The organism is Streptomyces sp. SP18CS02 (assembly GCF_036322365.1).
Lineage (GTDB): Bacteria > Actinomycetota > Actinomycetes > Streptomycetales > Streptomycetaceae > Streptomyces.
The window spans coordinates 284,583-305,783 of record NZ_JAQYXC010000285.1 but is presented as its reverse complement, the minus strand read 5'-3'; the positions used below and the strand labels follow the sequence as shown (position 1 = coordinate 305,783).

Below are 21,201 nucleotides of genomic sequence, written 5' to 3'. Positions count from 1 at the left end.
GCCTTTCACCACCATGAGCGTTGTCACCAACACGACCACCATCGGCGCCATCGACGCGCCGAGCCGCCGGAACACCGAACTGGCGCTGCTCGGCTTCGCCGTCGTCATCCCGGTGTTCGCGTACCTCAACGTGGGCCTCGCCCTGGACGGCAAGGTCCCGTCCGGCATGCTCGGTTACGGCATCGGGCTCGGCCTGCTGGCGGGCGTGGCCCATCTGGTGGTGCGCAAGTTCGCCAAGTACGCCGATCCGCTGCTGCTGCCGCTGGCGACGCTGCTCAACGGCCTCGGCCTGGTGCTGATCTGGCGGCTCGACCAGTCGCCACGGCTGGTCAAGCGGGCCGAGGACCTCTTCGGCTCGTACAGCCCGGACGCCCCCAAGCAGCTGATGTACTCCGCGATCGGCATCGCGCTCTTCGTCGCCGTGCTGCTGGTGCTCAAGGACCACCGGGTCCTCCAGCGGTACACGTACATCTCCATGGCGGCGGCGCTGGTCCTGCTGATCCTGCCGATGTTCTTCCCCGCCGTGAACGGCGCCAAGATCTGGATCAGCCTGGGCCCCTTCACCATCCAGCCCGGCGAGTTCGCGAAGATCATCATCGCGATCTTCTTCTCCGGGTACCTGATGGTGAAACGGGACGCCCTGGCGCTCGCCAGCCGCCGCTTCATGGGGCTGTACCTGCCGCGCGGCCGCGACCTGGGACCGATCCTGGCCATCTGGGCCGTGTCGATCCTGATCCTCGTCTTCGAGACGGACCTCGGCACCTCGCTGCTGTTCTTCGGCCTTTTCGTGATCATGCTGTACGTCGCCACGGAACGCACCAGCTGGATCGTCTTCGGTCTGCTGCTGTCCGCGGCCGGCGCGGTGGGTGTCGCCAGCTTCGAGCCCCACGTCCAGTCCCGCGTCAACGCGTGGCTCGACCCCTTCTCCTGCTATGAGACCGACCCCAGCGGTGCCTGCCAGCAGATCGCCGACGGCCTGATGTCCTTCGGCTCCGGCGGCACCCTCGGTACCGGCCTGGGCCAGGGGAACTCCGACCTCATCGGCTTCGCCGCCAACGCCGACTTCATCCTCACCACGGTGGGCGAGGAGCTCGGTCTCGCCGGCCTGATGGCCTTCTTCCTCATCTACGGACTGATCGTCGAGCGCGGTGTGCGCACCGCGCTGGCCGCCCGTGACCCGTTCGGCAAGCTGCTGGCCATCGGCCTGTCCGGCGCCTTCGCCATCCAGGTCTTCGTGGTCGCCGGCGGCGTCATGGGCCTCATCCCGCTGACCGGTATGACCATGCCGTTCGTCGCGTACGGCGGTTCCTCCGTGCTCGCGAACTGGGCCCTGATCGGCATCCTGATCCGTATCAGCGACACCGCACGCCGCCCTGCCCCGGCGCCCGCCCCGTCCCCCGACGCCGAGATGACCCAGGTGGTCCGACCGTGAACAAGCCCCTGCGCCGGATCGCGATCTTCTGCGGTCTGCTCGTCCTCGCGCTGCTGGTCCGCACCAACTGGCTCCAGTACGTCAAGGCCGAGGAACTCACCAGCCACAGCAAGAACAAGCGGGTCACGATCGAGCGGTACGCCGCCGAGCGCGGCAACATCATCGTGGGCGGCAAGCCGATCACCGGCTCCATCGACACGAAGGACACCTTCTACAAGTACAAGCGCACCTACATCGACGGCCCCATGTGGGCGCCGGTGACCGGGTACGCCTCGCAGGCCTACGACGCCAACCAGATCGAGAAGATCGAGGACGGCATCCTCACCGGCAACGACGACCGGCTCTTCTTCGACCGGACGATGTCGATGTTCACCGGCGAGAAGAGGAAGGGCGGTGACGTGATCACCACCCTCAACCCGGCCGCCCAGAAGGCCGCCTTCGAGGGCCTCGGCGACAACAAGGGCGCGGTCGCGGCCATCGACCCGCGGACCGGCCGGATCCTCGCGCTGGCCTCCACGCCGTCGTACGACCCCTCAGCCTTCGCCGGCTACTCGGCCAAGGACGAGAAGGCATGGCTGGCCCTGGAGAAGGACAAGGACAAGCCGAAGCTCAACCGGGCCCTGCGCGAGATCTACCCGCCCGGTTCGATCTTCAAGGTCGTCACCGCGGCCGCGGCCCTGGAGCACGGCAAGGTCACGGACATCAACGCGCAGACCGACACTCCCGAGCCGTACATGCTCCCCAACACCCGCACGCCCATGAAGAACCAGCACGGGGGTTGTGAGAACGCCAGCCTGAACAAGGCGCTGGAGGTCTCCTGCAACTCGGTCTTCGCCAAGCTCGGTGACGACGTGGGCAAGAAGGACATGCTGGACACGGCCCAGAAGTTCGGCTTCAACGCCGAGCAGTTCGTCCCGGTCCGCGCGGTCGCGTCCGTCTACGACAAGGACATGGACGAGTCGAGCAACGCCCTGTCCTCCATCGGCCAGTACAACACCGCGACGACCCCGCTCCAGATGGCCATGGTCACGGCGGCGATCGCCAACGACGGCAAGCTGATGAAGCCGTACATGATCGACCAGCTGCGCGCCCCGAACCTCGACGTGATCGAACGGCACGAGCCCGAGGAGATGAGCCGCCCGCTCTCCCAGAAGAACGCGCAGCTCGTCCAGCAGATGATGGAAAACGTCGTCGAGAACGGCACCGGCGGCAACGCCAAGCTGGACATCGACGGTGTGAAGGTCGGCGGCAAGACCGGTACCGCGCAGCACGGCGAGAAGAACTCCAAGCGCCCCTACGCCTGGTTCATCTCGTACGCCAAGACCGACAGCGGCTCGCCGGTCGCGGTCGCCGTCGTCGTCGAGGACTCCAGCGGCACCGCCCGGGACGACATCTCGGGTGGCGGCCTGGCCGCGCCGATCGCGAAGTCCGTGATGAAGGCGGTACTCGAGACCAAGAAGTGACAGCCGTGCCCGTGTACCGGTCGCGTATCAGGTGACGGTCGCGGTCTGATCGGCTTCCTGTGCCCGGTAGCGTATGCGCGAACAGCACACCGGCGGACCACACACAGGGGTGCGGTCGGGACTGACGGAGAGGGCTGGAACAGTTATGGAAGAGCCGCGTCGCCTCGGCGGCCGGTACGAGCTGGGCTCGGTGCTCGGCCGCGGTGGCATGGCGGAGGTCTACCTCGCCCACGACACCCGGCTCGGCCGCACCGTCGCTGTGAAGACGCTGCGGGCCGACCTCGCCCGTGATCCGTCCTTCCAGGCCCGGTTCCGCCGTGAGGCCCAGTCGGCCGCCTCGCTCAACCACCCGGCGATCGTCGCGGTCTACGACACCGGCGAAGACTACGTGGACAACATCTCCATCCCGTACATCGTGATGGAGTACGTCGACGGGTCCACCCTGCGTGAGCTGCTGCACTCGGGCCGCAAGCTGCTGCCCGAGCGCACGCTGGAGATGACGGTCGGCATCCTGCAGGCGCTGGAGTACTCGCACCGCGCCCAGATCGTCCACCGTGACATCAAGCCCGCCAACGTCATGCTGACGCGCACCGGGCAGGTCAAGGTCATGGACTTCGGCATCGCCCGGGCGATGGGCGACTCGGGCATGACGATGACCCAGACCGCGGCCGTCATCGGCACCGCGCAGTACCTCTCCCCCGAGCAGGCCAAGGGCGAGCAGGTCGACGCCCGGTCCGACCTGTACTCGACCGGCTGCCTGCTCTACGAGCTGCTGACCGTCCGCCCCCCGTTCGTGGGCGACTCCCCGGTCGCGGTCGCGTACCAGCACGTACGCGAGGAGCCGCAGCCGCCCAGCAACTTCGACCCCGAGATCACGCCCGAGATGGACGCGATCGTGTTGAAGGCCCTGGTCAAGGACCCCGATTACCGCTATCAGTCGGCCGACGAGATGCGGGCCGACATCGAGGCGTGCCTCGACGGCCAGCCGGTCGCCGCGACGGCGGCGATGGGCGCTGTCGGCTACGGCGGCTACCCGCCGGAGGAGCAGCCGACCACCGCGCTGCGCCAGGCCGACCAGGGCGCGCAGACGTCGATGATGCCCCCGGTGGGCCCGGACGACGGCTACGGCTACGACGACCGCCCGGCCCGCCGCCGCCAGAAGAAGTCGAACACCTCGACCATCCTGCTGGTGCTCGCGGGCATCCTGGTGCTGGTCGGTGCGGTCCTGATCGGCAAGTCGGTCTTCAGCAGTGAGGACGGAGCGCGTCAGGTGACCGTTCCGCAGCTGGTCGGCAAACCCTTCGCGGAAGCCGAGGGGCTGGCCCGCAACGCGAGCGTGAAGGTCACCCAGTCGAGCACGGAACGCTGTGACCAGCCGAAGGGCTCCATCTGCAGCCAGACGCCGGCCGCCGACGGCAGCGCCAAGATGAACGAGGGCGAGACCATCACGGTCGTCGTCTCCGAGGGCGCCCCGAAGATCGAGGTCCCCAACGTCATGGAGCAGTCGCAGGAGACGGCGACCAAGACGCTTGAGGACAAGGGCTTCGACGTCAAGGTCAAGCCGAAGGAGTCCGACGAGGAACCGGGCACGGTCATCGGCCAGGACCCCGAGGGCGGCACCCAGCAGGAGAAGGGCACCGAGATCACCATCACGGTGGCCAAGAAGTCGCAGGAGACCGTTCCGCCGGTCGTCGGCTCCCAGTTCGACGCCGCCAAGGCGCAGCTGGAGACGCTCGGTTTCACGGTCGCCAGGGCGGACGTCGACTCGGACAAGCCCACGGGCGAGGTCGTGGAGCAGAACCCGTCGGCCGACTCCAAGGCGGACAAGAACTCCACGATCACCCTGAAGGTCTCCAAGGGCCCGCAGCAGCAGCAGAAGGCGGTTCCCGAGGTCAGGGCCCAGCGGGTCTCCCAGGCCAAGCAGACGCTGGCGCAGAACGGCTTCACGAACATCCAGTTCGCGCCGGGCAGCTCGTCCGACGACAACGCGCTCGTCACCGGCATGGACCCGCAGCCCGGCACCCAGGCGGACCCGGCGACCACCCAGATCACGCTGACGACCGTCGGCGGGAACAACGGGAACAACGGCGGCGGGGACGGCGGCGGGGACAACGACGGCGGCCTCTTCGGCGGCCCGTCGGGGATCACCTTCCGCGAACGGGACTGACGACCCCGGACACGTGGACCGGAGCCCCGGCCACCCTCCAAGAGGGGTGGCCGGGGCTCCGGCGTGAGAGCGCGAGGTGAGGGGCGGATGGCCCGTCAGGCCCGTCAGGCCCGTCAGGCCCGTCAGGGGCGGCAGGGGCCGGCTGAGCCCATGGGGCCCCGCCGGAGGAGACCCGGGGAGTCCTAGGAGCTCTTCAGGGCGTGCCCGGGCCCGTCGAGGCGGCTGCGTCGGCCGCGTGCCCGGTACCGCCGGAGGGCCTGCGCCGGCGCGCGGTTCCGCCGGCCGGCACGCGCCGGGAGAACGAGGGGGAGGGGAATCAGCGCAGCTCGGCCGGCGGCGTGCGGGCGCTGTCGACCTTCTCCGTGCGCTCCAGTTCGCCCCAGACGATGAAGCGGTAGTCGGAGGTGTAGACCGGCGTGCAGGTCGTCAGCGTGATGTAGCGGCCGGGCTTCGACCTGCCCGACTCCTTGGGGATCGGCTGGAGCACGTCCACGTTGTACTTCGACGTCTCCGGCAGCGTCTTGTAGACCTTGTAGACGTACCAGGTGTCCTTGGTCTCGAAGACGATCGAGTCGCCGTTCTTCAGCTTGTGGATGTTGTGGAACTTCGCCCCGTGCCCGTCCCGGTGCGCCGCCAGCGCGAAGTTGCCCTGCGGGTCGGCGGGGAGGGCCGACTTGACCGGGGCGGTGTAGAAGCCGGCGACGCCGTTGTTGAGGGTCTTGGGGTCGGTGCCCTGCTTGACCAGCACCTCGCCGTTCTTCATGGCCGGTACGTGGAGGAAGCCGATCCCGTCCTTGGTGTCGAGCGCGCCCGGGCCGGAGGCCGCCCACTTGTCGCGGACCTCGCTGCCCTGCTTGTCGGCCTCCCGGTCCGCCAGGACGTTCGTCCACCACAGCGAGTAGACGACGAAGAGCCCCAGCAGCACCCCCGCGGTGATCAACACTTCGCCGAAGACGCTGATGACGCCGGCGATCCGGCTGCGCGCACGTGCCACTACATCTGTCCCGTCTAGAAGTCTCAGCCTACGAGCGCGTCCGGTTTTCCCTTGCTGCGCGGGCGTTCCTCGACCATCTTGCCCCACACGATCATGCGGTACGTACTGGTGAACTCGGGCGTGCAGGTCGTCAGCGTGATGTAGCGCCCCGGGGTGCGGAAGCCGGAGCCCACCGGCACGGGCTGGATGACCGAGACGTTCGAGGGAGGTGTCTGGGGCAGCAGGTTCGACATCTCATACGTGTAGTAGGCGTCCTGCGTCTCGACGACGATCGGGTCGCCCGGGGAGAGCTTGTTGATGTAGCGGAACGGCTCGCCATGGGTGTTGCGGTGCCCGGCGACCGCGAAGTTGCCCTGCTTGTCGGAAGGCATCGCCGTCTTGAGCTGTCCCTCGGCGTAGTGACCGACCATGCCCCGGTCGAGCACCTTCTCCTTGTTGATGCCCTCGGCGATGGGCACGACGACATCCAGCTTGGGGATGTACATGATCGCGAAGCCCTGCCCGGGTTCGAACGCGTCGGGCTGGCGGCCCTTCGCCCACTCGTCCGCGATCTGCTGCTTGGCCTGGTTCACCTGGAGCCCGGCACGGACGTTCGTCCACCACAGCTGGTACGTGACGAACAGGAGCATCACCACGCCGAAGGTGATGAACAGCTCGCCGACGACACGGCTGGCGACGACACCGACGCTGTCCTTGCGCGCACGCGCGGCGCGTCTGGCCTCGACCCGGGAGAGCGGCGCCCGCTCGTGGGCAGGGGCGGCCGGAGCGGGGGCCGCGGCGCCCCGGCGGCGGCCGCGCGCCTTCGCCGCCCTGCGCCGCTCGGCGCGGCCTCCGGTGGGCCGCTCGGGCTCCCGCGTACGCCGTGCGGCCCGCGTGTCCTCCGTACGCAGGGCCATCGTCTCGTCGTCGCGTACGGGGGCGTACCAGTCCTCCTGGCCCTCGGCCCGGCTCTGCGGAGCCTGTCCCTGGTACCCGTCCCGGGCGGCGGCGGGATCGGCCGGGTAGGGGACGTGGCCGGACCAGTCCCGCGGCTCCGGAGCGGGCTCCGGCGGCGATGGCTCGTAGGCCTGCTGCTCCGGGACGTTCGACGCCCGGAACCAGGGCGAACCGTGCCCGCCCGCCGCATCGGGCCCCGGACGCGCGTCGGTCACGCGAGAGCCTTGCCCACCACCGGCGCGAGCCCTGCCGACCGGCCGACGGCTCCTGTGTCCCCGCACTGCTCCAGCCAGTTGGCGAGCATCAGGTGACCGTGCTCGGTGAGTACCGACTCGGGGTGGAACTGCACGCCCTCCACCGCCAGGTCGCGGTGGCGCAGACCCATGATGATGCCGTCCTCGGTCCGCGCCGTGACCTCCAGCACGTCCGGAAGCTCCGCCGGCTCGGCGGCCAGCGAGTGGTAGCGGGTCGCCGTGAACGGCGACGGCAGTCCGCTGAAGACGCCGCTGCCCTCGTGCACGACCAGCGAGGTCTTGCCGTGCAGCAGCTCGGGAGCCCGGTCGACGACACCGCCGTACGCCACGGCCATCGACTGCATGCCCAGGCAGACGCCGAAGACCGGCACCCCGGTGTCGGCGCAGTGCCGGACCATGTCCACACAGACGCCGGCGTGCTCGGGCGTGCCCGGGCCCGGGGAGAGCAGAACGCCGTCGAAGCCGTCCTGGGCGTGGCCCGGCTCGACCTCGTCATTGCGCCGGACCTCGCACTCCGCACCCAGCTGGTACAGGTACTGGACGAGGTTGAAGACGAAGCTGTCGTAGTTGTCGACGACGAGAATGCGTGCGCTCACTGACCGTCCACCGTCACATCGTTGAACGGAAGCAGCGGCTCCGCCCAAGGGAACACATACTGGAAGAGCACGTAGACCACCGCGAGGGCCAGCACGAGCGAAATCAGCGCCCGCACCCACGTGTTGCCCGGCAGATGCCGCCAGATCCAGCCGTACATGACGTCTGCCGATCCTTCCTCTGAGGTCCCTGCTATACCGCACCAGACTACGGTGCGACGCCGCCGAGGTGGGGCAGCTGTGGAAAGGGGGCGGCCCGTCCCGCGTCACAGGGCGCGCGGCGTCCGGGTGCGACCGGACGATCGGCCGGTGGCCCGCGGGCTCACGGGCCGGCCGGCTCACGGGTTCAGGAGCACGGGCTCACGGGGTCGCGGGCTTCGCGTAGTGGAGGTCCACTGTGCCCGAGTAACCGGGCAGCGTCATCGCCCCGTGCTCGTCGACCTTCCAGCCGAGCCCGTACGCCTTCACGTACAGCAGGTAGTTCTGGATCGCTTCGGAGTCGTCGAGCGCCCGCCGCAGCGTCTCCTTGTCACCGACAGCGGTGATCTTGTACGGCGGTGAGTAGACGCGACCCTGGAGGATCAGGGTGTTCCCGACGCAGCGCACGGCGCTGGTGGAGATCAGCCGCTGGTCCATGACGCGGATGCCCTTGGCGCCGCCCTTCCACAGGGCGTTGACCACGGCTTGCAGGTCCTGCTGATGGATGACGAGGTCGTTGGCCTGCGGATCCGGGTAGCCGGGAGCCGCCTGGGCGTCCGGCGGGGCGTCGTTGAGGGTGACGGTGAGGCCCTGCCCGGCGACCTTCGTGGTGCCCGCGGCCTTCTCCAGGGCGCCGAGCCGCTCGTCCTCGGCCTTGGTGGAACCGTCGTCGCGCCGGGCCAGGGTGTCGACCTCGTCGCGGGTCGTCGCGGTCGTCTCCTCCAGCTCCGCGTTCTTGTGGCTGCGCTCCTGGATGAGGTCGGAGAGCTTCAGCAACGAGGCGTCCGTACGGATGTTGGTGCCCTTGGCGGTGTTGAAACTGGTGACGAAGATCAGCCCGGCAAGCGCGAAGACGGCAGCGGTGAGCACCCGGACCGGCCGCCAGTCGCGGCGCCGGACCGGCTCCGGGGGAGAGTCGGCGGAATTGCTCAACGTACCCTTATCTCCTTCAGCGCCGCGGAAGCACTACGCTAACGGACGCCCGGGCGAGGCAGTGGTCCCCCTCGTTCTCAGCCCCGGCACCAGCCACAGTTTCCCTGCGCGGTAACGCAGCGCATCGACAGGAGAGTCCCTCGTGCCGAAGTCACGTATCCGCAAGAAGGCCGACTTCACGCCGCCGCCGGCCGCGAAGCAGGCGACCAGCATCAAGCTGACCAACCGCAGCTGGGTCGCCCCGGTGATGCTGGCCCTGTTCGCCATCGGGCTCGCCTGGATCGTCGTCTTCTATGTGACCGACGGATCGCTGCCCATCAAGTCGCTCAGCAACTGGAACATCGTCGTCGGATTCGGCTTCATCGCCGGTGGCTTCGGCGTCTCCACACAGTGGAAGTAGGCGCTCGGCGGCGCGGACGTCAAGCCCTGCCCTGAGTTATCCACAGCGTTGTGCACAGAGGTGGAAAAGGTCAGACCATCTGTGGATAACTCGCATGCTGTTGACGCCGATGTGACTGCAGCCACCCCGTGACCGGAGGCGGCACGCCCCCTGCCATCCTGGGAAAACCCCAGTTCAGAGGCAGGGGGCACAGTTGTTCCCCACCCCGTGCACAAGATCTGCCACCCTCTGTGGACAACTTTGGGGATAGACGCCGCTCAGGTGAGCGCCGTGGTCCTCAGGAGGACGGCCCCCACACTCAGCAGCAGCATGAGCCCACAGGCCCCCCACTGGACCGCGGGCCGCCGCCGGCCCGCCCGGCCCACCATCGCGTAGGCGAGGACCGCCCCGCAGACCAGGCCCCCGATGTGCGCCTGCCAGGCGATGCGGTCCCAGAAGAACGTGATGACCAGGTTCAGCACCAGCAGGGCCATGATCGGGCGCGCGTCGTAGTTGAGGCGGCGGACGAGGACGACCGTCGCGCCCAGAAGGCCGAAGACGGCTCCGGACGCACCGAGCGCGGGCTCGTTCGGCGCCTGGACGAGGTAGGTCAGAGCACTGCCCGCGAGTCCGGACAGCAGATAGAGCACGAGGTAGCGGGCGCGGCCGAGAGCCGCCTCCAGGGGGCCGCCGAGCACCCACAGGCTCAGCACGTTGAAACCGATGTGCCAGAGCTCCTGGTGCAGGAACGTCGACGTCACCAGGCGGTACCACTCGCCGTCGGCGACACCGACCACCCGGTCGATCCGGGGGTCGTAGGCCAGCCCGATCAGATAGAGCTCGCGCAGCAGGTCGGGCTTCTGCCAGACGACCAGGAAGACCAGCAGGTTGAGCCCGATCATGACCTTGGTGATCAGCTGTGGGTCTCCGGCGCTCACGACGCCGCCCGCGATCGTCCTCGGCTGGTTGGCGGTCCGCGCGTGCCCCGTGCCGGAGCCGCCCCGGACGCACTCCGGGCACTGGAACCCGACCGACGCCTCGACCATGCACTCCGGGCAGATCGGCCGGTCGCAGCGGGTGCAGCGCACCCCGGTCGGCACACCGGCGTGCCGGTGACAGCTCGGCAGTCCGTGCGCGTCCTGCGGCTCCTGCGGGCTGCCCGGCGCCTGCTCCATGAGGATCCCCTCGTCGTCCTAGATCGGTCCGTACCCAACGCGAAGCCCCGCCCACCCTTACGGCCGGACGGGGCGGAAGGTTCCCCCGCGACGGAAGCCGGACCTGCTCAGTCCTTACGGGTCTCGATCTCCACGCTCTCGATGACCACGTCGTCGACCGGGCGGTCGGTGCGCGGGTTCGTGCTCGTCGAGGCGATCTCGTCCACGACGTCCGTGCCGGAGACGACCTCACCGAAGATCGTGTGCTTGCGGGTCAGCCACGAGGTCGGCGCCACCGTGATGAAGAACTGCGAGCCGTTGGTACCCGGGCCGGCGTTCGCCATGGCCAGCAGGTACGGCTTGTTGAAGGACAGCTCGGGGTGGAACTCGTCCCCGAACTCGTAACCCGGGCCGCCGGTGCCGTTGCCCAGCGGGTCACCGCCCTGGATCATGAAACCGCTGATCACCCGGTGGAAGACCGTGCCGTCGTACAGCCGGTCCGTGGACCGCTTGCCGGTCGCCGGGTGGACCCACTCGCGCTCGCCGGTGGCAAGGTCCACGAAGTTCTTGACCGTCTTCGGGGCGTGGTTCGGCAGGAGCCGGATCACGATGGCGCCCCTGTTGGTCCTCAGGGTGGCGTAAAGCTGCTCGGCCACGGTGTGCCTTCCGTAAGTCTGCTGTGACGTTTCCCGATCCTCGCACGTGAGCAGCCGACTACGGACAAACGCGGGCCGGTGGTCCGCGAAGCGGCACGAGAACGGACGAAGCATGGCATTGTCGTCCCGAGGGTCCCCTTGGACCGCATTGCCCCGGATGCCCGCCCCGCATGCCGACACCGAGGCGGGCAGGCATGATTTCGAAAAGGGCGGATAGGCGAAATACCTGACCCCGCCACCGAGGAGGAGGATCCCGTGACCCGCATGGACAGCGTGCGCGCCGCGACCGGTTCGGCGAAGGAAAGCGTCCTGCACGCCGCGGAAGTGGTGGCGCCCTACGCCGGTACAGCGAAGGACCAGGCCGCGCACTACGCGCACGAAGCGCGCGTGAAGATCGCGCCATCGGTGTCGAAGGCGGCGAAGCAGGCGCGCGTGCAGTACGACGCGTATGTCGCGCCGCATGTGCCGCCGAAGGTCGACGAGGCGGCGCATCTCGCCGCGGCCCGGACCCGCAGGGCCGCACGGCAGGCGGCGGAATACACCGTACCGAAGGTGGAGCAGGCGGTCGCCGCCACTCAGCCCGTACGGGAGGAGGCCGCGGCCCGCTCCGTCGCCACTCTGGCCGCGCTGCGCGGTCATGTGACGGCGAAGGACATTCACAAGATCGTCAAGAAGCACAGGCGCCGGGCCAGGGCCGGACGCGTCGCCAAGGGCCTCGCGGTCCTCGGCATTCTGGCCGGCGGCACCTTCGCCGCCTGGAAGTGGTGGGACAAGCAGGCCAATCCGGACTGGCTGGTCGAACCCCCGGCTCCCACCGAGGTCTCCGAGCGCACTCCGCTGACCTCGGTCGACGGAACGGATCCGGCATCCCTCGACCCGGAGGTCGAGGCCAAGCAGGCCGAGACGGAATCCGACACCGGGCCCACGGACCGCGACGACCGCCGCTGATCCGGCCACGGGCGCCGGGAGACCTGGAAGCTCCCGGCGCTCTACGCCGCCAGCGCCAGGTCGGACGGCCGGGTGGCCGGGCCGGCCGCGCAGGCCCCGTCGGCCCCGCCGCTCCCACCGAAGCGGTCGGCGCGGTCGGTGAGCTCCACGGGGTCCGCCTCGGCGGCGGCGACGGGCACGGGCACGAAGGGCGCCGTCGGGACGGCGGCCGGGCGACCCCGCCGGACGGCGGGCGAGGACCCGTGCGCCTCGGCACGGATGCGCTGCTTGATGGTGGGCGGCAGGGAACGCTCCCGTACCCGCGTCCCGTGAGCGGCCTGCGCCGGGACGGGCCCGGCGGCACGCACGGCCGCGACGGCCGGCTCCTCCCGGCGGGCGACGGGCGGCTGTGCGAGAGGCCGGCGGGCGCTCGCCACGGCGCTCTTCGGACCCACGGAGGCGAGGAGCGCGAAGAGTGCGGAGATGAAGGCGGTCCAGAACTGCTTGACCTTGACGGCGGCCATGGCCCCTCGCTTTCGGAATGAGCGATCTGCATACCTTTCTCATGATGTGTACGCATCTTGAGAACTCCGGGAGCGACGCCGCGACCCCGCAGATCTTCCGATGAACACCACCCGCCCGGCGCAATGAGCACCGCCCCGGGGAGTCCTCCGCACCCCCGAGGCGGCCCCGAACACCGTCAGGGACGGTTCGAGAAGCGAAGCCAAAGCAAAGAACGGGCCCCCGGACGTGCCCCGCGAATGTGCCCGAAGGACCCCGGAGAAGTGCCCGGGCGGCCTGTCGTGCGTCCGCCCACGGCCGTCCCGCGACCGCCCCCGGGGCCTCCCCGCGCACTCCACCAGCCTCTTTCGGGCCCCCTTCGCACGCCTTCCGGGCACCCTTCCGGGCCCTTCCAGCACCCGGGGACAGCGAAAAGCCCCCTCCGTCCCATGGGAAAACGGGACGGAGGGGGCTTTTCCGCGAGTGCGGACCGTGGAGCCTAGGGGAGTCGAACCCCTGACATCTGCCATGCAAAGACAGCGCTCTACCAACTGAGCTAAGGCCCCTGGGTGGGTACCGGCAGCCCGTCGTGATCACCGCATCTCGGCGGGTGCCGCAGACCAGAGTACCGGGTGTCCCCGGGTATCCCGCAAAAAAGATGGGGACTGCCGGTGGAAGACCACTCTCCGTAAGATGCTGGACGAGGTTCGCAGCAGCGAACCTAAGCGATGGGGAGACGCAATGGATGCAGTGCAACAGGAAGCGACCGCGAGAGCGAGAGAGCTTCAGCGCAGTTGGTACGGGGAGCCGTTGGGGGCGCTCTTCCGTAGGCTCATCGACGACCTGGGCCTCAATCAGGCCCGGCTCGCGGCGGTCCTGGGGCTTTCCGCCCCCATGCTCTCCCAGCTGATGAGCGGTCAGCGGGCGAAGATCGGTAACCCCGCCGTCGTCCAGCGCGTGCAGGCGCTCCAGGAGCTGGCGAGCCAGGTCGCGGACGGCAGCGTCAGCGCGGTGGAGGCCACGGACCGGATGGACGAGATCAAGAAGTCGCAGGGCGGATCGGTGCTGACCGGATCGAGCCAGACGACCTCCAGCTCGGGAGCGCCGACCGTACGGCGGGTGGTCCGGGAGATCCAGTCGCTGCTGCGCTCCGTCGCGGCCGCCGGCGACATCATCGACGCGGCGGACTCGCTCGCCCCCACACACCCGGAACTGGCAGAGTTCCTCCGGGTGTACGGCGCCGGACGCACCGCCGACGCGGTCGCGCACTACGAGTCGCACCAGAGCTGAAGCTGGACGAAGCAGGAACCGGACGGGGACGGGGAGCGGGCGCAGCGCAATGGGTGAGGTCTTCGCTGGTCGGTACGAGCTGATCGATCCGATCGGCCGCGGGGGAGTGGGTGCCGTCTGGCGCGCCTGGGACCATCGCCGCCGCCGCTACGTGGCGGCCAAGGTCCTGCAGCAGAGCGACGCGCACACCTTGTTGCGCTTCGTCCGTGAGCAGGCGCTGAGGATCGACCATCCGCACGTCCTCGCCCCGGCCAGCTGGGCCGCGGACGACGACAAGGTGCTGTTCACCATGGATCTGGTGAGCGGCGGGTCGCTGGCGCATGTCATCGGCGACTACGGGCCCCTGCCGACCCGCTTCGTCTGCACCCTGCTCGATCAGCTGCTGTCCGGACTGGCCGCGGTGCACGCGGAGGGGGTCGTGCACCGCGACATCAAGCCGGCCAACATCCTGATGGAGGCCACCGGGACGGGACGGCCGCATCTGCGGCTGTCCGACTTCGGTATCTCCATGCGCAAGGGCGAGCCCCGGCTGACCGAGACGAACTACGTGGTGGGGACGCCGGGTTACTTCGCGCCCGAGCAGATGATGGGCGCGGAGCCGGACTTCCCGGCCGATCTGTTCGCCGTCGGCCTGGTCGCGCTCTATCTGCTCCAGGGCCGGAAACCGGATTCTCGGGCACTGGTCGAGCATTTCGCGGCGTACGGCACGCCGAGTGCGCCCGAGGGCGTCCCGGAGCCGCTGTGGCAGGTTCTCGCGGGCCTGCTCCAGCCCGATCCGCAGGCCCGGTTCCGTACGGCGACAGGGGCGCGCAAGGCCCTGACGGCGGCCGTCGAGATGCTGGCCGAGCCCTCCGCCGATGACGAGCCCGTCGAGGTGTTCGACCAGATCGGGCCGCTGCCGGACGGCTTCGGTCCCGAGGGCCCGTCGGCCCCGGGCTCCGCTCTCCCCGCTGCCGCGGCCTCCGGCCCCACCGCGCCCGGCGCCACCACCGCGTCCGGTCCGCCGGCCGGCCCGTCGGCCGGGTCACCGGCCGGGGCGGCACCCGTCCAGGGCTCCGTGGCGGGCCCCCGCCCGCCGGCCCCGTCCGAGACGGGCAGCTTCCACCTGGCCCCGCCGCCGCGGTACCCCGCCGCGCAGCACCAAGCGCAGCACCACCCATCGCCGCCCCATCCCGCGCAGCCGTCTCCCCCGGCTCCCGCGCCCCCGGGCTCTCCCCAGCACACCTCCGTGCCGGACTTCGCCCAGGCCCCGACGGCGGCCGTCCCCCAGGACCGCCCGCTCACCCGCCAGTACACCGGGCACGCCCAGGCTCCCGTCCCCCGGCCCGCGGACCAGGCGCCCTCCCACGGGCCGCACAGGCCCCCCGGGCACCACGGGTACCAAGCAGACCGGGGGGTGGCCGGTCCGGCCGCCAAGACGGTGGCCGCCAGGCGCCCGGGACCGCCCCCGAAGGTGGCGGTCCCGGTGCTGTTCGTCGCTCTGATCTGCTTCGCGGTCGGCATCTGGGCCCTCATCCAGAGCTGACACCGGCCCGGCCGCCCGGGCCGCCCACCGGCCCGGCAGTCAGTCCGGCGGCCGGGCGACCGCGAACCGCGAGCCCTGGCAGGCCCCCCGGCCCCCGCCCCCTCGCTACCAGGAGGTCGGCGGCCCGTACTGCGCCGGTTCCTCCCGCGCGGCCGGGCCCCCGTCCGCCGCCGCCCCGCGTCGGCGGGCCAGCAGCGTCCACGCCCCGAGCCCGAGCACCAGCACGGACCCGGCGCCGATCCCGGCGGCCGCGACCAGCTTCATCGTGTCGCTCTTCTCTGCCTCGGGGGCGCTCTGCCCGCTGGCAGCGGCCTCCTTGTCGTCCTGCGTGACCGCGAAGATCCCGGCCGGCCCGTCGTACGCGGGAGCCTTCTGGGGCGTGCCCTTCACATTGATCCGCAGGGTCAGGCCGTACGGCTTCTTCCCGAACTTCTCCCCCACCTCGGGGTTCAGGCTGACCCTCAGGTAGTACCAGCCCGCGAACCGGGTGTTCTCGAAGTCGCTGCTCGAGTCGTACCGGTTCTCGTACCTGACGGGCGGCAGGGGGTCGAGCGCGGCCGACTTCTGCTTCCCGTCGTACGACATCGAATCGGTGCTGCTCACCACGCCCTGGACCGGGTTGAACAGCGTCATGGCGAGGGCGCTGCCGACGAAGCCGTTCCCCGACGAACTGCCCAGGTCCGCGCTGGCGAAGATCTGCTGGCCCCAGTCGACCGGCACGCGGTAGAAGCGCGACCGGCCGGGCTCGATCCGGTCGGTCCACTCGCCCTCGGCCAGACCGGTCGCGTCGAAGAAGCTCGTCCCGCCCGGCCGCTCGCGCGGTCCCCCGGCCGGCGGTGCGGGAGAGGCGCTGGCCCAGTTCTCCGGGGCGGCGGTCGGACCCTCCGTCTTCGGCTTCGGCTCCAGTACGTGCCTGATCTCCAGGTCCCACGACCCGGGCGACGCGGCCTTGCCGGTGCGCTCGATGACGACGTAGTAGGAGCCGGCCTCCTGGCAGGAGGAACTGTCCTTCTCCAGGGTCCGGTGCGCGTAGTCGGCGATCGGCCTCGGGTAGGTGGCCGAACCGAACCGCGACTCGTTGGAGCCGCAGTCGTAGCCGTCCCGGTCCTGCAAGGACACCTTCAGGCCGTCCATCAGATCGACCTGGGACCCGGCGCCGGGGACGGCGACGGCCGAGACGTAGGCGTTCGTCTTCGCGTCCAGATCGACGCGGTAGATCAGCTTGCCGCCGCCCTTGATCGCGTCCTTGTACGTCGCGCCGGCGGCGAGCCGCGGGGCGTCGCTGGTGGTCGCGGCTCCCCGCACCTGCTTGATGCCGTCGGCGAAGACGTACGAGCCGGATTCCCCGGCCGCCCACGCCTGCCCCGGCAGCGCCGCCGCGCACATCGCCGCCGCCGCGGCCACCGCCGCCCGCCCGGCCTTGCCGCCCCGCCTCTTCACGCGCTTCCCCTCGTCGTCTCCGTGGCCGCCTCGCGCCGCATCAGCAGCCACATCCGCATCCGCGTCCGCAGCGGTACGGGCGCGGCCCCCGTGACCGGGACGGCCGCGCCGCCGGCCGCCGCGGCGACCGCGGTGCCGCTCCATCCTGCCCCGGCCGTCCCCGTGCTGTCTGCGGGCCCGGCCGAATCGCCGCGCGGATGGCACTGGGCCCGGACGGCAGAGGGCCAGGACGGCACGGGACCCGATCGGCACGGCCCGGACAGCACTGAGCCCCGGCCGCTTCCGGCGGCCGGGGCTCAAACACAGTCTGTGTGCGACTCACACTCCGGAACCTGCGGGCACGGAGTCGGTCGCCTCCGTCCACAGGTCCTGCTCGGCGCGGTCCGCCTGGATCTGGCGGTACACGAGGAGCCCGCCGATGGCGGCCAGTGCGACCAAGAGAAGCTTCTTCACCGCGCGACCTCGTCTTTCCTTGACGTGGGAGACCTTCTGGCGCCCGACTATACACACCGACCGATACCGATCGGTGACCTACGCCCCCCACTCAACTGCCGCCCCCGCGAAGCCCTCGGCCGGACGCGCGATCACCGTCCGCGCCGGTCACAGCGCCGGGCCGCCCACAGGGAGGCGGGCACCCGTGTCCACCTCGGTTCGGCACGGGAAGCGACCGCCGCGCCTCCGACCGGATCGCAGGCGCTCCCGCCGGCGCAGGCCGCCGCTGCCGGGATTCGCGCCGTCCGGCGAGGAGCCCGGGGCTCCGTCCCCCGCGTGGGCCCGCGCGGGCCCACCCCATGCCCGGGCGTACCCCCACATGCCAAAGACCCCCGGCCGTTTCCGGCCGGGGGTCTTTGTTCTGTGGGGCTAACAGGATTTGAACCTGTGGCCTCATCCTTATCAGGGATGCGCTCTAACCAACTGAGCTATAGCCCCTCCGCGCTGCGCGCTGACCTCTGAAGATTAGCGCACAGGGCGGTGAGTACCAAAATCGGTTGCCCGCCCAGGTCACCCGGCCGACGCTCGACCGGTACTCACCCGGCTTTCGCACGCCTTCGGCACGTCATTCGTCCTCGGCGAGCGTGAGCTCGACGCCGCCCACGAACCCGGCGGACAGGTTGTAGATGAAGGCGCCCAGCGTCGCCAGCGCCGTCGCGAGCACCACGTCGATGACCGCGATCACCGAGGTGAAGATCAGTACACGCGGCAGCGACAGGAACGACTGGAGGTCGAACCCGTTGCTCTCGTTGGAGCCGGTGGCCTCGCTGATCGTGCCGCCGACCGTCGAGAAGACGCCCATCGCGTCCATGACCATCCACAGCACCGCCGCCGCGACCACCGTGCAGATGCCCAGCGCGATGGAGAGCAGGAAGCTCACCTTCATCACCGACCACGGGTCGGCCTTGGCCACCCGCAACCGCGCCTTGCGGGTACGCGGGGTGGTCTTGGCGCCCGTGCGCGGCTTGCGCGCCGCCGCGGCCCCGCCGGCTTCCCCGCCCTGGGCGGCGTACGCCTGGGGCGGGTGGTACGGCTGGGTGCCCTGCTGGGCGGCCGCGGGCCGCTCACCGGGCAGAGGCCCGTTGTCGTTTGTCTCATACGGGGGCTTCGACCCCCGGGTCTCGGTCACCGTTACCCCCTGGGAGTCCGTGGCAGAGCCACGGGCACCGTTCCCTCCGGGAGCGGCCGATCCGGCGCCCGTGGCTCCACTCACGCTTTACTCCTCGTGCTCCCCGGCCGAGGACTGCGTGTCCTCGACTGCCTCGGCCGCGGCACCGCTGTCGGCGACGGCCACGGTCTCGTCGACCTGTTCGATCCCAGAGACCTCTTCGGTCCCTTCGGCCCCTTCGACCTCTTCGGCCTCGGCACCTGCCTCGGCGTTACGAGCGATACCCACGACCGCATCGCGCTTGCCCAGGTTGATCAGTTGGACGCCCATGGTGTCACGGCCCGTCTCCCTGACTTCATTGACTCGCGTACGAATCACACCACCGGACAGCGTGATGGCGAGGATCTCATCGGTCTCCTCCACCACCAGCGCGCCGACGAGCGAGCCGCGGTCCTCCACGATCTTGGCAGCCTTGATGCCGAGGCCGCCACGACCCTGGACGCGGTACTCGTCCACAGCGGTCCGCTTCGCGTACCCGCCGTCCGTCGCGGTGAACACGAACGTACCGGGCCTCACCACGCTCATCGACAGGAGCTCGTCGCCTTCGCGGAAACTCATCCCCTTGACGCCGGACGTGGCTCGTCCCATCGGACGCAGCGCCTCGTCCGTCGCGGTGAACCGGATCGACTGGGCCTTCCTGCTGATGAGCAGCAGGTCGTCCTCGGCCGACACCAGCTCGGCGCCGATCAGCTCGTCGTCGCTGCCGTCCTCCGTCTCACGGAGGTTGATGGCGATGACACCACCGGCACGCGGCGAGTCGTAGTCCTTCAGCGGCGTCTTCTTCACCAGACCGCCCTTGGTGGCCAGCACCAGGTAGGGCACCGCGTCGTAGTCGCGGATCGCGAGGATCTCGGCGATCTTCTCGTCCGGCTGGAAGGCCAGCAGGTTGGCGACGTGCTGGCCGCGCGCGTCACGGCCGGCGTCCGGCAGCTCGTACGCCTTGACCCGGTAGACCCGGCCCTTGTTGGTGAAGAACAGCAGCCAGTGATGGGTCGTGGAGACGAAGAAGTGGTCGACGATGTCGTCTTCCTTCAGCTTCGTGCCGCGCACGCCCTTGCCGCCGCGCTTCTGCGAGCGGTAGTCGACCGTCTTGGTCCGCTTCACATAGCCGCCACGCGTGATGGTGACGACGATGTCCTCCTCGGCGATCAGGTCCTCGATGGACATGTCACCGTCGAAGGGGACCAGCTTGGAGCGGCGGTCGTCACCGAACTTCTCGACCAGCGTGGCCAGTTCCTCGCTGACGATCTGCCGCTGGCGGGCCTCGGAGGCCAGGATCGCGTTGTACTCGTTGATCTTCGCCTGAAGCTCGTCGTGCTCGGCGACGATCTTCTGGCGCTCCAGGGCGGCGAGCCGGCGGAGCTGCATCTCCAGGATGGCGTTCGCCTGGATCTCGTCGATGGTGAGCAGGCCCATCAGGCCCTCACGCGCGGTCTCGACGGTGTCGCTGCGCCGGATGAGGGCGATGACCTCGTCGATCGCGTCCAGCGCCTTGAGCAGGCCGCGCAGGATGTGCGCCCGCTCCTCCGCCTTGCGCAGGCGGAACTTCGTCCGCCGGACGATGACCTCGATCTGGTGCGTCACCCAGTGGCGGATGAACGCGTCCAGCGAGAGCGTGCGCGGCACGCCGTCGACCAGGGCCAGCATGTTGGCGCCGAAGTTGGTCTGGAGGTCGGTGTGCTTGTAGAGGTTGTTCAGCACGACCTTGGCGACCGCGTCGCGCTTCAGCACGATGACGAGCCGCTGACCGGTCCGCGAGGACGTCTCGTCGCGGACGTCGGCGATGCCGCCGATCTTGCCGTCCTTGACGAGGTCGGCGATCTTCTGCGCGAGGTTGTCCGGGTTGACCTGGTACGGAAGCTCCGTGACCACCAGGCACTGGCGGTTCTGGATCTCCTCGACCTCGACGACCGCGCGCATCGTGATGGAGCCGCGACCGGTGCGGTACGCCTCCTCGATGCCCTTGCGGCCGACGACCAGGGCGCCGGTCGGGAAGTCCGGGCCCTTGATCCGCTCGATCAGCGCGTCGAGGAGCTCCTCGTGGGTGGCCTCGGGGTGCTCCAGCGCCCACTGGGCACCGGCGGCGACCTCGCGCAGATTGTGCGGCGGGATGTTGGTGGCCATGCCGACCGCGATGCCCGCGCTGCCATTGACCAGCAGGTTCGGGAAGCGGGCGGGCAGGACCGTCGGCTCCTGGTTGCGGCCGTCGTAGTTGTCCGTGAAGTCGACGGTCTCCTCGTCGATGTCCCGGAGCATCTCCATGGACAGCGGCGCCATCTTGCACTCGGTGTAGCGCATGGCGGCGGCCGGGTCGTTGCCCGGGGAGCCGAAGTTTCCGTTCGAGTCCACCAGCGGCATGCGCATGGACCACGGCTGGGCCAGGCGGACCAGGGCGTCGTAGATCGAGGAGTCGCCGTGCGGGTGGTACGTACCCATGACGTCACCGACGACGCGGGCGCACTTGTAGAAGCCCTTCTCGGGCCGGTAGCCGCCGTCGTACATCGCGTAGAGCACGCGGCGGTGGACGGGCTTGAGGCCGTCCCGTACGTCGGGCAGCGCACGCGACACGATGACGGACATCGCGTAGTCGAGGTAGGAGCGCTGCATCTCCGTTTCGAGCCCGACGGGCTCGATCCGCATGACCGGCTCTTCTTCTTCGGTCGTGGCGGGGATGTTCTCGTCGGCCATTGCTGGTCGTC

General features: G+C 69.8%; 19 protein-coding genes and 2 tRNA genes. 7 read left to right on the top strand and 14 right to left on the bottom strand.

All coding sequences use genetic code 11. The features are described 5' to 3' along the window. Positions 1 to 13: 13 nt before the first annotated feature. From PUR26_RS18420 to pknB, 3 genes are all read left to right on the top strand, one after another. Complete coding sequence (locus PUR26_RS18420) at positions 14 to 1,432, top strand: FtsW/RodA/SpoVE family cell cycle protein (protein ID WP_329873478.1); 1,419 nt, start codon at positions 14 to 16, stop codon at positions 1,430 to 1,432. Continuing rightward, complete coding sequence (locus PUR26_RS18415) at positions 1,429 to 2,895, top strand: peptidoglycan D,D-transpeptidase FtsI family protein (protein WP_329873477.1); 1,467 nt, start codon at positions 1,429 to 1,431, stop codon at positions 2,893 to 2,895. The genes PUR26_RS18420 and PUR26_RS18415 overlap by 4 nt, the downstream gene beginning before the upstream one ends. A 145-nt stretch (positions 2,896 to 3,040) precedes the next feature. Then, the gene (pknB, locus tag PUR26_RS18410) at positions 3,041 to 5,062 is read left to right on the top strand and encodes a Stk1 family PASTA domain-containing Ser/Thr kinase (protein WP_329873476.1); all 2,022 of its coding nucleotides are present in this window, start codon (positions 3,041 to 3,043) and stop codon (positions 5,060 to 5,062) included. A 316-nt stretch (positions 5,063 to 5,378) separates the two neighbouring features. On the opposite strand, the gene PUR26_RS18405 is transcribed toward pknB, so the two are convergent. From PUR26_RS18405 to PUR26_RS18385, 5 genes are all read right to left on the bottom strand, one after another. Beyond that, positions 5,379 to 6,056 carry a class E sortase gene (locus PUR26_RS18405; protein WP_329873475.1) on the bottom strand — a complete coding sequence of 226 codons (678 nt, stop codon included), beginning with the start codon at positions 6,054 to 6,056 and terminating at the stop codon, positions 5,379 to 5,381. Positions 6,057 to 6,079: 23 nt separating this feature from the next. After that, complete coding sequence (locus tag PUR26_RS18400) at positions 6,080 to 7,207, bottom strand: class E sortase (RefSeq protein WP_329873474.1); 1,128 nt, start codon at positions 7,205 to 7,207, stop codon at positions 6,080 to 6,082. After that, on the bottom strand, positions 7,204 to 7,842 hold the full coding sequence (locus PUR26_RS18395; protein WP_329873473.1) for an aminodeoxychorismate/anthranilate synthase component II: 639 nt from the start codon (positions 7,840 to 7,842) through the stop codon (positions 7,204 to 7,206). Before PUR26_RS18395 ends, PUR26_RS18400 begins: the two co-directional genes overlap by 4 nt. Further along, positions 7,839 to 8,000 (bottom strand): hypothetical protein, encoded by a 162-nt coding sequence (locus PUR26_RS18390; RefSeq protein ID WP_329873472.1) that lies wholly within the window; start codon positions 7,998 to 8,000, stop codon positions 7,839 to 7,841. The genes PUR26_RS18395 and PUR26_RS18390 overlap by 4 nt, the downstream gene beginning before the upstream one ends. 199 nt (positions 8,001 to 8,199) lie before the next feature. Beyond that, a complete protein-coding gene (locus PUR26_RS18385) occupies positions 8,200 to 8,970 on the bottom strand; it encodes a DUF881 domain-containing protein (RefSeq protein WP_329873471.1) in 771 nt (256 codons plus the stop codon). Positions 8,971 to 9,112: 142 nt separating this feature from the next. Here PUR26_RS18385 and crgA point away from each other — a divergent pair, with 142 nt between their 5' ends. Then, entirely contained in the window at positions 9,113 to 9,370 is a 258-nt protein-coding gene (gene crgA / locus PUR26_RS18380; RefSeq protein WP_329873470.1) for a cell division protein CrgA, read from the top strand. Positions 9,371 to 9,627: 257 nt separating this feature from the next. On the opposite strand, the gene PUR26_RS18375 is transcribed toward crgA, so the two are convergent. Continuing rightward, positions 9,628 to 10,524: a rhomboid family intramembrane serine protease gene (locus tag PUR26_RS18375; protein WP_329873469.1), complete on the bottom strand. Its 897-nt coding sequence runs from the start codon at positions 10,522 to 10,524 to the stop codon at positions 9,628 to 9,630. Positions 10,525 to 10,631: 107 nt separating this feature from the next. Then, positions 10,632 to 11,159, bottom strand: coding sequence for a peptidylprolyl isomerase (locus tag PUR26_RS18370; RefSeq protein WP_329873468.1), 528 nt, complete (start codon positions 11,157 to 11,159; stop codon positions 10,632 to 10,634). 255 nt (positions 11,160 to 11,414) lie between these two features. Between PUR26_RS18370 and PUR26_RS18365 the strand changes: the two genes are divergently transcribed. After that, a complete protein-coding gene (locus tag PUR26_RS18365) occupies positions 11,415 to 12,107 on the top strand; it encodes a DUF5324 family protein (RefSeq protein ID WP_329873467.1) in 693 nt (230 codons plus the stop codon). Between the two features lie 41 nt (positions 12,108 to 12,148). Here the strand turns inward: PUR26_RS18365 and PUR26_RS18360 are convergent, their stop codons facing one another. Together PUR26_RS18360 and PUR26_RS18355 are read right to left on the bottom strand one after the other, a co-directional pair. Next, positions 12,149 to 12,610 (bottom strand): DUF6344 domain-containing protein, encoded by a 462-nt coding sequence (locus tag PUR26_RS18360; protein ID WP_329873466.1) that lies wholly within the window; start codon positions 12,608 to 12,610, stop codon positions 12,149 to 12,151. Positions 12,611 to 13,080: 470 nt separating this feature from the next. Beyond that, positions 13,081 to 13,153, bottom strand: a tRNA-Ala gene (locus tag PUR26_RS18355). A gap of 175 nt (positions 13,154 to 13,328) precedes the next feature. On the opposite strand from PUR26_RS18355, the gene PUR26_RS18350 reads away from it, so the two are divergent. Together PUR26_RS18350 and PUR26_RS18345 are read left to right on the top strand one after the other, a co-directional pair. Then, a complete protein-coding gene (locus tag PUR26_RS18350; protein ID WP_329873465.1) occupies positions 13,329 to 13,877 on the top strand; it encodes a helix-turn-helix domain-containing protein in 549 nt (182 codons plus the stop codon). A gap of 49 nt (positions 13,878 to 13,926) precedes the next feature. Then, positions 13,927 to 15,402, top strand: coding sequence for a serine/threonine protein kinase (locus PUR26_RS18345; protein ID WP_329873464.1), 1,476 nt, complete (start codon positions 13,927 to 13,929; stop codon positions 15,400 to 15,402). Between the two features lie 105 nt (positions 15,403 to 15,507). Here the strand turns inward: PUR26_RS18345 and PUR26_RS18340 are convergent, their stop codons facing one another. The 5 genes from PUR26_RS18340 to gyrA all read right to left on the bottom strand — a co-directional run bounded on the left by PUR26_RS18340 (position 15,508) and on the right by gyrA (position 21,190). Then, a complete protein-coding gene (locus tag PUR26_RS18340; RefSeq protein WP_443077105.1) occupies positions 15,508 to 16,788 on the bottom strand; it encodes a hypothetical protein in 1,281 nt (426 codons plus the stop codon). 372 nt (positions 16,789 to 17,160) lie between these two features. Continuing rightward, a complete protein-coding gene (locus PUR26_RS18335) occupies positions 17,161 to 17,295 on the bottom strand; it encodes a DLW-39 family protein (protein ID WP_003958712.1) in 135 nt (44 codons plus the stop codon). 403 nt (positions 17,296 to 17,698) lie between these two features. Further along, positions 17,699 to 17,772: transfer RNA gene (locus PUR26_RS18330), tRNA-Ile, on the bottom strand. 127 nt (positions 17,773 to 17,899) lie between these two features. Next, positions 17,900 to 18,463 (bottom strand): DUF3566 domain-containing protein, encoded by a 564-nt coding sequence (locus PUR26_RS18325; protein WP_329873462.1) that lies wholly within the window; start codon positions 18,461 to 18,463, stop codon positions 17,900 to 17,902. A gap of 87 nt (positions 18,464 to 18,550) precedes the next feature. Beyond that, entirely contained in the window at positions 18,551 to 21,190 is a 2,640-nt protein-coding gene (gyrA, locus tag PUR26_RS18320) for a DNA gyrase subunit A (protein ID WP_329873461.1), read from the bottom strand. Between the last annotated feature and the right edge of the window lie 11 nt (positions 21,191 to 21,201).

Coding starts and splice junctions, on each gene's coding strand:
- PUR26_RS18420 (WP_329873478.1), top strand. CDS start 14: ATGAGCGTTGTCACCAACACGACCACCATCGGCGCCATCGACGCGCCG.
- pknB (WP_329873476.1), top strand. CDS start 3,041: ATGGAAGAGCCGCGTCGCCTCGGCGGCCGGTACGAGCTGGGCTCGGTG.
- PUR26_RS18390 (WP_329873472.1), bottom strand. CDS start 8,000: ATGTACGGCTGGATCTGGCGGCATCTGCCGGGCAACACGTGGGTGCGG.
- PUR26_RS18375 (WP_329873469.1), bottom strand. CDS start 10,524: ATGGAGCAGGCGCCGGGCAGCCCGCAGGAGCCGCAGGACGCGCACGGA.
- PUR26_RS18360 (WP_329873466.1), bottom strand. CDS start 12,610: ATGGCCGCCGTCAAGGTCAAGCAGTTCTGGACCGCCTTCATCTCCGCA.
- PUR26_RS18350 (WP_329873465.1), top strand. CDS start 13,329: ATGGATGCAGTGCAACAGGAAGCGACCGCGAGAGCGAGAGAGCTTCAG.
- PUR26_RS18345 (WP_329873464.1), top strand. CDS start 13,927: ATGGGTGAGGTCTTCGCTGGTCGGTACGAGCTGATCGATCCGATCGGC.
- PUR26_RS18340 (WP_443077105.1), bottom strand. CDS start 16,788: ATGTGCGCGGCGGCGCTGCCGGGGCAGGCGTGGGCGGCCGGGGAATCC.
- gyrA (WP_329873461.1), bottom strand. CDS start 21,190: ATGGCCGACGAGAACATCCCCGCCACGACCGAAGAAGAAGAGCCGGTC.